This is a genomic window from Butyrivibrio sp. WCD2001 (assembly GCF_000424485.1).
GTDB lineage: Bacteria > Bacillota > Clostridia > Lachnospirales > Lachnospiraceae > Butyrivibrio.
Genome location: NZ_AUJZ01000007.1, coordinates 229,304 through 242,514 on the forward strand (window position 1 = coordinate 229,304; position 13,211 = coordinate 242,514).

A 13,211-nucleotide genomic window follows, 5' to 3' on the forward strand; every position below is an offset into this window, starting at 1 on the left:
TATAAGGAAACTTCCCCTGACCGGGGAAGTTTTTTATTTGAGCCTTCCCCCGGAGGGGGAAGGTGTCGGCGTAGCCGACGGATGAGGGGATATAAAAAGGCTTCGGATTTCTCCGAAGCCTTTCCTTGTTTTATGAGTTAATTACTTTGAATAAAGTGTAACCAACTTATTCAGATACTCAAGACGCTCCTGTGCGTTCTCCTTTGACTTAGCATAGAGCTTCTGTGCTCTCTCAGGATTCTTAAGCTTAAGTGAAAGGTATCTAACCTCACCGTCAAGGAAGTCCTGATACTCCTCTGTAGGAGCCTTGCTGTCAAGAGTGAACTTCTGCTCAGCAGCAGGATTGAATCTGAACATATGCCAGTAACCTGTTGCTACTGCCTTCTTCTCTTCGTCCATAACCTTGTTCATACCGGACTTGAGACCCTGGTTGATACAAGGAGCATAAGCGATGATGAGTGAAGGTCCCGGATATGCCTCTGCCTCAGCGATAGCCTTAAGTGTCTGGTTCATATCAGCACCCATAGCGATCTGAGCAACATATACATAACCATAGCTCATTGCGATAGAAGCGAGATCCTTCTGCTTGATCTCCTTACCGCCTGCAGCGAACTGTGCAACAGCACCTGTAGGTGTAGCCTTAGAAGACTGTCCGCCTGTATTTGAGTAAACCTCAGTGTTAACAACGAGAACGTTTACATCCTTACCGGAAGCAAGTACGTGATCGAGACCACCGAATCCGATATCGAATGCCCATCCGTCACCACCGAAGATCCACTGTGACTTCTTAGCTGCGAAGTCCTTATTCTTAAGAACATACTTAGCAGCATCTGAGCTGTCGCCTGAAAGTGCAGCTACGAGCTCTTCTGTAGCAGCTGTGTTTGTAGCGCCGTTTGAGAATGTATCGAGCCACTTCTGAGCTGCGTCCTTAGCGGAACCGCTGCCAGCTGCGATCTCTTCTACCTTCTCCTTGATAGCGTCACGGAGTGCGTTCTGTGCAAGAACCATACCGAAACCAAACTCAGCGTTATCCTCGAACAGGGAGTTATCCCATGCAGGACCCTGGCCCTTTTCGTTTACTGTGTAAGGTGTTGAAGGTGAGGAGTTACCCCAGATTGATGTACATCCTGTAGCATTAGCAACGTACATTCTGTCACCAAAGAGCTGAGTAACAAGCTTAACATAAGGAGTCTCACCACAACCTGCGCAAGCGCCTGAGAACTCAAGGAGAGGCTGCTTGAACTGTGAACCTCTGATTGTTGTCTCTTTAAGCTTCTCAACAACTTCTGTCTTAACAGGAGTCTTAACAGCATAATCGAAGTACTTCTGCTCATCCTTGTTATCAGCGATAGCGCCCATCTTAAGAGTCTCGCCTGCCTTGTTACCTACGCAGACATTAGCACATGAGCCGCATCCTGTACAATCGAGTGCAGAAATAACAACTGAGAACTTGTATCCGGGAACTCCGTTGAGATCCTTTGTCTGAAGTCCTTCAGGAGCCTTAGCAACTTCGTCGTCTGTAAGAGCAACTGTTCTGATTGCAGCGTGAGGACAAACGAGTGAGCAGAATCCACACTCTACGCACTTTGTAGCATCCCACTTCGGAACGTTAACTGCAATACCTCTCTTCTCGAATGCAGCAGAACCACTGGGTGTGGAACCATCAACATAAGGAAGGAGATCGGAAACCTTAAGGGTGTTACCTTCCTGAGAATTAACCTTAGCCTGAATGTTGTTAACGAAATCAACAACGTCCTTACGATCGCCCTTAGCCTCTGTGAACTCAAGACCTTCGTCCTTAGCGTCCTTCCAGCTCTCAGGGATCTCAACCTTGATAAGGTTCTTCGGATCTGCACCGGCATCGATAGCATCCCAGTTCTTCTTAACGACATCTTCACCCTTACGGCCGTATGTCTTCTGAGCAGCATCCTTCATGAACTTGATAGCCTGATCTTCAGGAATGATCTTTGTGATATTGAAAAATGCAGACTGAAGGATTGTGTTAATTCTTGTAGGACCCATACCTACTTCTACACCGATCTTGGAACCGTTCATGATATAGAAGTTGATCTTGTGGTCATACATGAACTTCTTAACCTGGCCGGGGATCTCAGCCTCAAGCTGATCTACTGTCCAAGGGCAGTTAAGAAGGAATGATCCACCGTCAACAAGCTCCTGAGCCATGTTGAACTTGCGGATGTATGAAGGATTGTGGCAAGCTACGAAGTCTGCCTTCTTGATGAGGTAAGTTGACTTAATAGGAGTCTTACCAAATCTAAGGTGAGACATTGTAACACCACCTGACTTCTTAGAGTCATAATCGAAGTATGCCTGAGCATACATATCTGTGTTGTCACCGATGATCTTGATGGAGTTCTTGTTAGCACCAACAGTACCGTCAGCACCAAGACCCCAGAACTTACAGTTGGTTGTTCCCTCGGGAGTTGTAACAAGGGGCTCACCAGCATCAAGTGAAAGATGTGTAACATCATCGTTGATACCGATTGTGAACTGCTCTTTGTCTGTGTTGTTGAATACAGCAACGATCTGCTCAGGAGTTGTATCCTTGGAACCAAGACCGTAACGTCCGCACATAACCGGAACAGACTCGAACTTAGTGCCCTTAAGAGCAGCGATAACATCAAGAGCAAGAGGCTCACGGTAAGAACCGGGCTCCTTAGTTCTGTCAAGAACTGCAATTCTCTTAACGCTTGCAGGGATAGCGCTGGCAAGTGCCTTAGCATCGAAAGGACGATAAAGTCTAACCTTAACTACGCCGACCTTCTGACCCTTCTTAGCAAGGTAGTCGATTGTCTCCTCGATTGTATCGTTTACAGAACCCATAGCGATGATGATTGTCTCAGCATCTGCAGCTCCGTAGTAGTTGAAGAGCTTGTAATCTGTGCCAAGCTTAGCATTAACCTTGTCCATGTACTTCTGAACAATTGCAGGAAGCTCGTCGTAACCTGTGTTGCAAGCCTCTCTAGCCTGGAAGAAGATATCAGGGTTCTGAGCTGAACCCATCTGACGAGGGTGATTCGGGTTAAGGGCGTTAGCCTTGAACTCGTCAATAGCCTCATGATTAACCATCTCATCGAGATCCTTGTAATCCCAAACCTCGATCTTCTGGATTTCGTGTGATGTACGGAAACCATCAAAGAAATTAATGAAAGGAAGTTTTCCTTCGATTGCAGACATGTAAGATACAGGTGTAAGATCCATAACCTCCTGTACGCTTGAGCTACAAAGCATTGCAGCACCTGTCTGACGGCATGCATAAACATCAGAATGATCACCGAAAATGTTCAGAGCGTGTGAAGCTACACAACGAGCTGATACATTGAACACGCCGGGAAGTCTCTCACCTGCTACCTTATAGATATCAGGGATCATAAGAAGAAGTCCCTGTGATGCAGTGTAAGTAGATGTAAGTGCACCTGCTACAAGAGATCCGTGTACAGCACCTGCTGCACCTGCCTCTGACTGCATCTCTGTGATCTGTACTGTACGGCCGAAGATGTTCTTCTTACCGGCAGTTGCCCACTCATCAACATGCTCAGGCATAACTGATGAAGGAGTGATCGGGTACATGGCAGCAACTTCGGTAAACGCATATGAAGCATATGCAGCAGCCTCGTTACCGTCCATGGTTTTCATGTTTCTTGCCATTTCTATTCCTCCTACCTTTAATAAGATTAATATGGATTTTCAGGATAGGCATGTTAAGCTTTTACACACCTATGCCGTAAAATCGCTAATGTACGCACTACGCGCAATTTAAATTCTAACATTGTAAAATCCCAAAGTCAACGGAAATAAGCCATTTCTCGGCACATCCCCTGATAATTTTTCTAAACAAAATAACGAAAATCTAAAAATAATAAATCTTTTATAAACTATTATTTTATAGATAAAAGTTATCGTTAAATTGCTTGCGTAAAACAGACAATTATATTATCATATCCTTTGTAGTAGGTAATATTGATTGGAAGTGGCTTTCCGATCGCCAAGATATTACAAACTTTTTTCAGGAAGGAGATTTTTGATATGGCATACGTTATTAGTGATTCTTGCATCAGCTGCGGATCATGCGCAGGTCAGTGCCCTGTTTCTGCTATTTCTCAGGGAGACTCACAGTTCAACATCGATCCTGATACATGCATCGATTGCGGTTCTTGCGCAGCTCAGTGCCCTGTTTCAGCTATCTCTCAGGGCTAATAGCAAATTTAGAAAAAGGAAACTCCGAAGCGATTGCTTCGGAGTTTTTTATTTGCCCCTCATCCGGTCCTTCGGACCACCTTCCCCCCAAGGGGAAGGCAGAAAGTAAAAAGCCTTCCCTCCAAGGGTATAGTTCTTCCCGTGGGGAGGGATAACATATAAAGCCTTCCCCCACTGGGGGAAGGTGGCTGCGTAGCAGCCGGATGAGGGGTCTCTTATTCAACGTTACTTCTTCTCGACGGTTCGAGGTTCGCGAACTTGGTGAATTCAGGAAGCCAAGCCAGTTCAACCGTACCGATCGGGCCGTTTCTTTGCTTAGCTATAATAATCTCGGAGACACCCTTGCGCTCGGTATCCTTATTGTAGTAATCATCACGATAGATGAACATAACCATATCCGCATCCTGCTCGATCGCACCGGACTCACGAAGGTCGGACATCATCGGCCTGTGGTCGGGTCTCTGCTCAACCGCACGGGAAAGCTGTGACAGCGCAACAACAGGCACGTTCAGCTCACGGGCGAGAGCCTTGAGCGCTCTTGAAATCTCGGATACCTCCTGCTGTCTCGACTCGGAGGAACGCTTACCACTGCCGCTCATCAGCTGCAGGTAGTCGATCATAATAATATGGAGGTTGTGCTCCATCTTGTATTTTCTGCACTTCGACTGGAGCTCCTGGATGGAGATACCGGGCGTATCATCGATTATAAGATGCGACCTGCCGATGAGGTCCGCACTCTCAATCAAGTTTTCCCAGTCCATATCCGTCATGTTACCTGTCCTTATGTGCTGCGAATCAACATGGGATTCCATGGACATCAGACGGTTAACCAGCTGCTCCTTTGACATTTCCAGAGAGAAAACCGCAACGGTTTTATCCTGATGAAAAGCCATATACTGAGCAATATTCAAAACAAACGCAGTCTTACCCATTGAAGGACGGGCTGCGATCAGAATCAGATCAGAAGGCTGGAAGCCCGCGGTTTTATAATCAAGATCCGTAAAACCTGTTGCAAGACCGGTAACCGTGCCCTGCATCTTACTTGCCATCTCGATCTTGTTGAGGGCGTTCATAACAATCTCACTGATCGGAACGAACTCGCCGCTGTTTTTAAGCTGCGTAATGCGGAAAATCTCCTTCTCCACATCCGTCATGAGATCAGGCAGATCCTTGTTCTCCCCGTAACACTCATTTATGATATCGCCGCAGGAATGGATAAGCTCGCGAAGCTTGCTCTTTTCATTGACGATCTCCGCATAGAACTTCACATTCGCGGAAGTCGGCACGGAGCTCGCCATCCCCAGAATATAATTCATATCGTAGACCTGCGGAGGTGCATTCTTTTCCTTCAGATGATTCTGCAGCGTCACCCCGTCGACTGGAGTGCCCACCTGGTGCAGCTCGACCATCGCCTCGAAGAGCATCCCCAGCTGCCTGTTGTAAAAATCATCCGCTGTGATTATCTCCGACGCGATCTGAATCGCATCCTTATCAATTAGCATGGCGCCGACCACCGACTGCTCAGCCTCGAGGCTGTTCGGCATCGTGCGCTGGATTACATTTTCTTCGGGCATATCAAGCCTCCGTAACAGAAACTCTGAGTGTTGCGGTGACCTGAGGATGAAGCTTTACCGGAACCTCAGTAGTACCAAAGTTCCTGATGGGCTCTGAAAGCTGAATCTTTTTCTTATCGATATCAAAACCGCACTGCTTCTTTGCCTCTGTAGCAATTTCCTTCGAAGAAACAGAACCGAAAACTCTTCCGCCCTCGCCTGCCTTCATTGTGAGATGCACGGTCGCCTTCTCGATCTCCTTCGCATACTCCTGCATCTTCTCAAGAAGAGCCTGCGCATCGCGCGCATCCTTCGCCTTATGATTTTTCAAGTTTGTGAGATTGGCCTTTGTAGCCTCAACTCCAAGCTTTTTAGGTAAAATAAAATTCGAAGCGTAACCGTCGCTCACCTTAACGACATCGCCTTTTTTTCCAAGTGACTTAACATCTTCTAACAAAATTACTTCCATAACATCCTCCGCTAAATTATTACTTCCCCTCATCCGGCGCTACGCGCCACCTTCCCCCCAAGGGGAAGGCTTCTATCACATCAACTCCCCGGCCTCGATCATAATATCGATCTGCCCCTTAATTTTTCCGATCGCCTCGTCGATTCCAATGCCCTCAAACTGGCATCCCGCGGAACTGATATGTCCGCCGCCGCCGAGCTTCTCCATAATAATCTGAACATTAACCTCGTCAATCGACCTCGCACTGACATATATCTGATTCTGATACTGCGTGAATGTAAAGCTCGCCTTAACACCCTTGATATTCAAAAGCTCGTTTGCTGCCTGAGCCGCAACGATAGTGGGACTCTGAACCTCATCCGCGCTGCAGACCGAAATCGCATAAGCACCGCGGTAGATCTCAGCCTGACCGACAGCATCCGCTTTTGCCTTATACTCCGTCGCATCCTCTCTAAAGAGCTTACGAACTCTCGTCACATCCGCGCCGTTTCTTCTAAGGAAAGCTGCCGCCTCGAAAGTTCTGACACCGGCCTTGTTCATGAAATTATTTGTATCCACAACAATTCCCGAGTACATACTGTCAGCCTCTTCCGGCCTTATCTTAACAGTCTCGTCTATGTACTGCAGAACCTCGGAAACCATCTCACACGCACTGGACGCATAGGGCTCAACATAGGAAAGCGTCGCATTTTCCACAACCTCGGCGCCCTGCCTGTGGTGATCGAGCACCACAATCGTCTTACAGAACTTCAGAAGCTCCGGACACTCAGTAATACTCGGCCTGTTGACATCCACAACCACCAGAACCACGTTGTTGCCTGCGATATCAATCGCCTGCTGATTACTGATAATCATATCCGACTCGTACTCCGGATTATCTTTGAAAAGATCGACCAAAGGCTTCATCGAATTGGTAACATCGTTCAAAACTATATGGCACCTTCTGTCGAGCGTCTTGGCAATTCTGTAAATGCCGACCGAAGCACCGAAACTGTCAACGTCACCGAGCCTGTGACCCATAACGATAACAGTATCTTTTCCATTAATAATCTCCTTAAGGGCATGCGCCTTAACTCTCGCCTTAACCCTCGTAGATTTCTCGACTTTCTGACTCTTACCACCGAAATACATGATCTCGTCCGGAGTTTTCACAACCGCCTGATCACCGCCTCGGCCAAGCGCCACATCAATCGCATTCCTTGCAAACTCGTAGTTCTGCGCATAGGACAAACCGTCAATTCCGACACCGATACTGAGCGTAACCGCCATCTCATTACCGATATTAACAGTCTTAACATCCTCCAGAATATCGAAGCGCACTTCCTTCAGATACTGCGCCGACTTCTTCGGCATTACCACGAAATACTTATCTTTCTCAATTTTCTTCGCAATACCATCACAGGTCGCGATATACTTGTTGATCTTTCTATCGATAAGCGCCGTCAGGAGCGACCTTCTGACCTCCTCGACACTCTCAAGAGCCTCATCATAGTTATCAATGTAAATCAGCCCCGCTGCCAGACTCTGGGAATCGACCTCATTTATAGCCAGTTTTAACGCAGTCTCATCAAACAGATAAACTGCAACCAGATAGCCCTCGTAGCCGTCCGACTCGATGATATCGCTGTTCGCCGCCATCTCATCAAGCGAGATCTTCTTCATCTTCAGCGTGAAATAATTGCCGTCGTACTCAACATCCTGGTGCGTCTCTTCATCGCCCGTCGGGAACTTCTCAGGAGTTATCCCGGGGAAAAGTACGGAAATAGACTTATGAAAACCCTTCTCCTGATGCAGCGCCCTCTCAAAGGCAGCATTGGTCCACACCACCTTCCCGGTATCATCCAAAAGCGCATGCGGAAGATCCAGCTCACGAAGGAGCTTTTTCTGAATCTGCCCATACTCCGTGGCGAAACTCACCAGCTCGTTCATTATTATCGGCTTATTATAAAAATCGAGATAAATTACAGCCATCAGATACAGCGCCGCGAACGCAGCAACTATAAGCCCTGCCCTGAAATCCACGGTAAACACCGCAATCGTAACAAACGCTAACAGAATCCCCAGATATATGAAAATTCTAAGAAAAGTCTTGAGCTTTCCCTTTAACCTTATCCTAGTCTTCGGCATAACCGCTTTCTCCATCCCCTTGAAGTTTTTAACATCCTCCAGGCAAATGAGCCCGCTTATATATCATATAATTTTAGCATAAACCTTGTAAAAAAGACACTTCATAAAAAAAGCCCCATCAAGTCTCATTCTCCTCAGCATCACAAACACAAAAACCGCTCTGCGAACGCCTGCTCTCTCCCCCACAGGACTGTTCCATCCTATAAGGTGATTACCGGTAATCCCCGGCATCTTCCCCTCTAACCAATCAAAAATATCCGTGCGATACTCTAGAAGCTTCCCCGCAGGCCTCCCCTTCGCCGCATACAGCACATGAAAAATCCCAGTCTTTAGCATAAAGTACCTGAACTGCTCGTCCTTCATCCACTCGCCGGCACTGTCCATGGTCTGCAATACCTGATTGATGTCGGTCTGGTTGTTCGTTCATTTAATACCAGAGAGATATCCTTTTCTCTTGAAGGAGTAAAAATCCCAACTGAATTCAAAGCCTTCTATTGCGATACAGGACTACTCATATCACAACTTAGTGATGACATTCCGGCAAAAATTCTTTCAGGAGACTTAAGCGCATACAAGGGGGCAATAGCCGAAAATATGGTTGCATCTGCATTTACTTCTAATGATATGAAACTATATTATTTCCATGCTCCAAGCGGTTCACCGGAACTTGACTTCCTCTTTGAAGACAACGGTGAAGCAGTAATAGTCGAATGTAAGGCCACCAACAATCAGGCAACAAGCATGAAATATGTAATCGGTAATCAGAAAAACTATGGAATTCATCCTGCAATAAAGCTCGCTGATACTAACATAGTCCAAGGTGATGGCTTTACCACATATCCTCTTTACGCAATAGGATTCATGGAACCCATTGTATCCAACACTGTCATTGAACCTGTGGATATTAAGCAATTAAAGATCCCTGACAACAATTAAAAAAGACACTTTTTAGAATTTCTTCTAAAAAGTGTCTAAAATAAGCAATTAACTTTTATACAAAGCTATTGTGGCAATTACTCTGCCTCGTAAGGCATAAGTGCAAGATGTCTTGCACGCTTGATAGCAGATGTAAGCTCTCTCTGGTGCTTAGCGCAGTTGCCTGTGATACGTCTGGGAAGGATCTTTCCGCTCTCGGAAACAAACTTCTTCAGCTTAGCTGTATCTTTGTAATCAATAACATTGTCTTTTCCACAGAAAACGCAAACTTTCTTTCTTCTGTGCATACCACCTTTTCTTCTTACAGGAGAATCGGTTCTATCAGACTTATTGAAAGCCATTGTGGTACCTCCTTATCGAATTTCAGTTGACATCGCCTGATCATCACTTATGTGAACAATCACGGCAGATACTAATCAATTAATTGAACGGAAGTTCCTCATCAATTCCATCCGGAATATTCATGAAACCATCACCCGGATTAGAGTTACTGCTAGGAGCAGCATCAAATGAAGGTGCTGGCTGTGAACCTCCTGAGAATCCACCATTGCCGCCCTGAGCGTTCTTGCTCTCAGCAAATTCCTGATCCTCGACTACAACTTCTGTAGTGTATACTTTCTGGCCATCCTTATTGGTATAACTACCTGTCTGGATGCGGCCTGTTACGGCCATCTTGGTTCCCTTTTTCAGATACTTCTCAGCGAACTCACCAGCCTTGCCAAATGCTACGCAGTTGATAAAATCTGCTGTCTGACCATCCTGGTTGTTTCTGCTAAATCTTCTGTCTACTGCAAGTGTGTATCTTGCAATTGCAAGAGAACTCTCCCCCTGAGAATATCTCACCTCAGGATCTCTTGTTAAACGTCCCATAAGTATAACTTTATTCATATTTTTTCTCGTCCTTTTCTATTTAGGCCTCGTCCTGCTTAACAAGCAAATAACGAATGACGCCATCGACGATGCGGACACGCTTCTCGATATCAGCGGGAGCTGTAGGCTCTGCGTCGAAATGAATGAAATAATAGAAGCCTTCATTCATCTTGTCGATCTCGTAAGCAAGTTTCTTCTTGCCCCACTCATCAACATTTGTGATCTGTCCGCCGAATCTCTCGATCAAAGCCTTGCACTTGTCAACAGCTGCTGCTCTGGCATCATCTTCGATCTTTGCGTTAACGATAACGGCTAACTCATATTTTGTCATGCTTTCTTACCTCCTTTTGGTCTCTGGCTACCGTTTTCAGTACGGTAACAAGGAAATTATCACAGATGTAAACTCTACCACATGATGTGAATTAAAGCAAGCAAAAGTTTTGGAATTTATGATAGTCAGAATTTGAAGGGAGTTGACTGAATATTCCCCTCATCGGAGCCCCTCATCCGTTAGCTTCGCTGACACCTTCCCGGAGGTGGAAGGCTTTTTGGGTGCTTTCCCCCTAGGGGAAGGCTGTTTGGGTGCTCCCCCCCTAGGGGAAGGCTTTTTGGGTGCTTTCCCCCTAGGGGAAGGCTGTTAGAGTTGGCCAAAAACTTCGCCGATGGGGGCCTGGATTACGAGGTCGGCCTGGGAGTCGCGGGCGGTGGCCTGTTTGTTGATGAGAACAAGCTTGTGGCCGCGGTAGTAGTCGATAAGGCCGGCGGCGGGATATACAACAAGTGAGGTTCCGCCGATGATGAGTACGTCTGCATTGGCGATGTAGTTTACAGCTCTGCTCATTACATCCATATCGAGTCCTTCTTCATAAAGGACTACGTCAGGTTTGATTCGGCCGCCGCAGTCGCAGTATGGGACGCCGTCGCACTCTGCCATGAAGTCAAAGTTATAGAATTTTCCGCACTTTTCACAATAATTCCTGTGAACGCTGCCGTGGAGTTCCAGGACTTCCTTGCTTCCGGCAGCCTGATGAAGACCGTCGATGTTCTGTGTGATAACAGCCTTGAGCTTACCCTGTTTCTCCCATTCTGCGAGCTTTAAATGGGCCTTATTGGGCTCGATTCCCTTCACAAGGAGTTTATCCTTATAGAACCTGAAAAACTCCTCAGGAAGGCGCATATAAAAGCTATGGCTGAGCATCTGTTCCGGAGGATACTTGTAATGCTGGTGATACAAACCATCTTCGCTTCTGAAATCCGGAACACCACTCTCCGTTGAAACACCGGCGCCGCCAAAGAAAACTATATTGTCACTGCCGTCAATTAATTCCTTTAACTCTCTGATCTTATCATCCATAGCTGCCCCCTTTTAAATACGATTAGAATCCAGCCTTCTTAAGCAAATCTGCGAGAGATGTTGTAGCCTCGCCTTCGCTTTCAAATTCGATTTTTTCCTCGGTAATCTCGGTTGCTGCCACATCCTGCAAAGCCTTCATACTAAGACTGAGCTTACCGTCCTTTATAGCTGTAACCTTGACCTTAACCTTATCTCCGACCTTAAGAACTGCGCTGGGATGAGCAATTCTCTGATTGGATATCTGAGAGATATGCACAAGGCCTGAAAGTCCGTTTCCAAGATTGATGAAAGCACCGTAATCCTGAAGACTTTCAACCGTACCCTCTGTTACAAGTCCAACCTGTACATTGGATACCTTCTGAGCTCTCTCCTCGTCAGCTTTCTCCCTGAGGATCTCTCTTGCAGAAAGCACAAGCTTCTTATCCTTCTCATCAGCTGTGATCACTCTCACATCCAGCTTCTTACCTACAAAATCCTTAAGTGCATCCTCTTCGATGTAATTAAGTGAAAGTTTGGAAGCAGGTATAAATGCTCTGATACCCTCAAGGTAGCAAACAACACCGCTCTTAACAGCTTCGCTTATGGTAACAGTAACATTTTCCTTGCTCTCCAGAAGTGCCTTAAGCTTATCCCACGCAAGAACCTGGGTTGCTTCCTTCTTGGATAAAAGAATGTTGCCATTTCCATCATCAGTAGCAATAACTGTAGCCTCAATCTCATCGCCTACAGCAATATCAGTTCTGATATTGAATTTAGGGTCGTCACTGAGGTCCTCAGCCTTAATAACACCCTGTGTATAATACTTAATATCAAGGAGTACATATGTATCTTCCACACCGATTACGGTTCCGGTAAGAATATCTCCTTCTTTGATCTGTCTAAAAGATCTGTCAATCTCGTCTTTGAAATCTTCCATTGATTCCATTGTAAAAATTCCTCCCTCTTTCTTCACTAATTGGCAAATATATGCCTTTTTCCATCTGAAATAGATTATAACACCGCGGATATACCAAGAGCAAAATAAAAAAAGCCTTAAACGTTGCAAATACAACATTTAAGACTTGCTTATAAAGGTGACTGACGGATTTGAACCGACGATCAGGGAGTTGCAGTCCCACGCCTTACCACTTGGCTAAGTCACCATATGACTCCGACGAGGCTCGAACTCGTGTTACCGCCGTGAAAGGGCGATGTCTTAACCACTTGACCACGGAGCCGTGTTCCTGTATTACAGGTTATTTCGGATTTCTCCGCTTTTTAGCTCCCCAAGTAGGACTCGAACCTACGACACTTCGGTTAACAGCCGAATGCTCTACCGACTGAGCTATTGAGGATTATCTGCCATCTGTATATGGCTTTTCCGTACCTTCAAAACCGAACACTGAATACTCATCTTAAATCCATTTCTCTCTGTTCTATATCCTTTTTGGACAAGCCCTCGACCTATTAGTACACATCAGCTGAACATGTTACCATGCTTACACCTTGTGCCTATCTACCTCATAGTCTCTAAGGGGTCTTACTGCCGAAGCAGGGATATCTCATCTTGAGGGGGGCTTCACGCTTAGATGCCTTCAGCGTTTATCCCTTCCGGACTTGGCTACCCAGCCTTATGCATCTGGCGATGCAGCTGATACACCAGCGGTCCGTCCATCCCGGTCCTCTCGTACTAAGGACAGCTCCT

General features: G+C 46.2%; 12 protein-coding genes, 3 tRNA genes and 1 rRNA gene. 2 read left to right on the plus strand and 14 right to left on the minus strand.

Annotated elements, in window-relative coordinates:
* Positions 1 to 141: 141 nt before the first annotated feature.
* Positions 142 to 3,669 carry a pyruvate:ferredoxin (flavodoxin) oxidoreductase gene (gene nifJ, locus G630_RS0108750; protein WP_022760403.1) on the minus strand — a complete coding sequence of 1,176 codons (3,528 nt, stop codon included), beginning with the start codon at positions 3,667 to 3,669 and terminating at the stop codon, positions 142 to 144.
* 378 nt (positions 3,670 to 4,047) lie between these two features.
* Here nifJ and G630_RS0108755 point away from each other — a divergent pair, with 378 nt between their 5' ends.
* On the plus strand, positions 4,048 to 4,218 hold the full coding sequence (locus tag G630_RS0108755) for a DUF362 domain-containing protein (protein ID WP_022760404.1): 171 nt from the start codon (positions 4,048 to 4,050) through the stop codon (positions 4,216 to 4,218).
* 215 nt (positions 4,219 to 4,433) lie between these two features.
* On the opposite strand, the gene dnaB is transcribed toward G630_RS0108755, so the two are convergent.
* The 4 genes from dnaB to G630_RS0108775 form a co-directional block, all read right to left on the minus strand.
* Positions 4,434 to 5,792 carry a replicative DNA helicase gene (dnaB, locus tag G630_RS0108760; RefSeq protein WP_026498361.1) on the minus strand — a complete coding sequence of 453 codons (1,359 nt, stop codon included), beginning with the start codon at positions 5,790 to 5,792 and terminating at the stop codon, positions 4,434 to 4,436.
* Position 5,793: 1 nt separating this feature from the next.
* The gene (rplI, locus tag G630_RS0108765) at positions 5,794 to 6,240 is read right to left on the minus strand and encodes a 50S ribosomal protein L9 (RefSeq protein WP_026498362.1); all 447 of its coding nucleotides are present in this window, start codon (positions 6,238 to 6,240) and stop codon (positions 5,794 to 5,796) included.
* A 75-nt stretch (positions 6,241 to 6,315) separates the two neighbouring features.
* Positions 6,316 to 8,367 (minus strand): DHH family phosphoesterase, encoded by a 2,052-nt coding sequence (locus G630_RS0108770; protein ID WP_026498363.1) that lies wholly within the window; start codon positions 8,365 to 8,367, stop codon positions 6,316 to 6,318.
* Between the two features lie 63 nt (positions 8,368 to 8,430).
* Positions 8,431 to 8,751 carry a hypothetical protein gene (locus G630_RS0108775; protein ID WP_026498364.1) on the minus strand — a complete coding sequence of 107 codons (321 nt, stop codon included), beginning with the start codon at positions 8,749 to 8,751 and terminating at the stop codon, positions 8,431 to 8,433.
* A gap of 15 nt (positions 8,752 to 8,766) precedes the next feature.
* Here G630_RS0108775 and G630_RS24180 point away from each other — a divergent pair, with 15 nt between their 5' ends.
* Complete coding sequence (locus tag G630_RS24180) at positions 8,767 to 9,303, plus strand: DUF4143 domain-containing protein (protein WP_442855944.1); 537 nt, start codon at positions 8,767 to 8,769, stop codon at positions 9,301 to 9,303.
* 77 nt (positions 9,304 to 9,380) lie between these two features.
* Here the strand turns inward: G630_RS24180 and rpsR are convergent, their stop codons facing one another.
* The 9 genes from rpsR to G630_RS0108830 all read right to left on the minus strand — a co-directional run.
* Positions 9,381 to 9,644, minus strand: coding sequence for a 30S ribosomal protein S18 (gene rpsR / locus G630_RS0108785; RefSeq protein ID WP_022763528.1), 264 nt, complete (start codon positions 9,642 to 9,644; stop codon positions 9,381 to 9,383).
* Positions 9,645 to 9,723: 79 nt separating this feature from the next.
* Positions 9,724 to 10,191 (minus strand): single-stranded DNA-binding protein, encoded by a 468-nt coding sequence (locus G630_RS0108790; RefSeq protein WP_022763529.1) that lies wholly within the window; start codon positions 10,189 to 10,191, stop codon positions 9,724 to 9,726.
* 22 nt (positions 10,192 to 10,213) lie between these two features.
* Positions 10,214 to 10,504, minus strand: coding sequence for a 30S ribosomal protein S6 (gene rpsF, locus G630_RS0108795; RefSeq protein WP_022763530.1), 291 nt, complete (start codon positions 10,502 to 10,504; stop codon positions 10,214 to 10,216).
* A 306-nt stretch (positions 10,505 to 10,810) separates the two neighbouring features.
* A complete protein-coding gene (locus G630_RS0108805; protein WP_026498366.1) occupies positions 10,811 to 11,527 on the minus strand; it encodes an NAD-dependent protein deacylase in 717 nt (238 codons plus the stop codon).
* A 22-nt stretch (positions 11,528 to 11,549) separates the two neighbouring features.
* On the minus strand, positions 11,550 to 12,452 hold the full coding sequence (locus G630_RS0108810) for a S1 RNA-binding domain-containing protein (protein ID WP_026498367.1): 903 nt from the start codon (positions 12,450 to 12,452) through the stop codon (positions 11,550 to 11,552).
* Positions 12,453 to 12,598: 146 nt separating this feature from the next.
* A tRNA-Cys gene (locus G630_RS0108815) sits at positions 12,599 to 12,669 on the minus strand.
* Between the two features lie 3 nt (positions 12,670 to 12,672).
* A tRNA-Glu gene (locus tag G630_RS0108820) sits at positions 12,673 to 12,744 on the minus strand.
* A 44-nt stretch (positions 12,745 to 12,788) separates the two neighbouring features.
* Positions 12,789 to 12,861, minus strand: a tRNA-Asn gene (locus G630_RS0108825).
* 92 nt (positions 12,862 to 12,953) lie between these two features.
* Positions 12,954 to 13,211, minus strand: a 23S ribosomal RNA gene (locus G630_RS0108830); the annotation flags it as partial.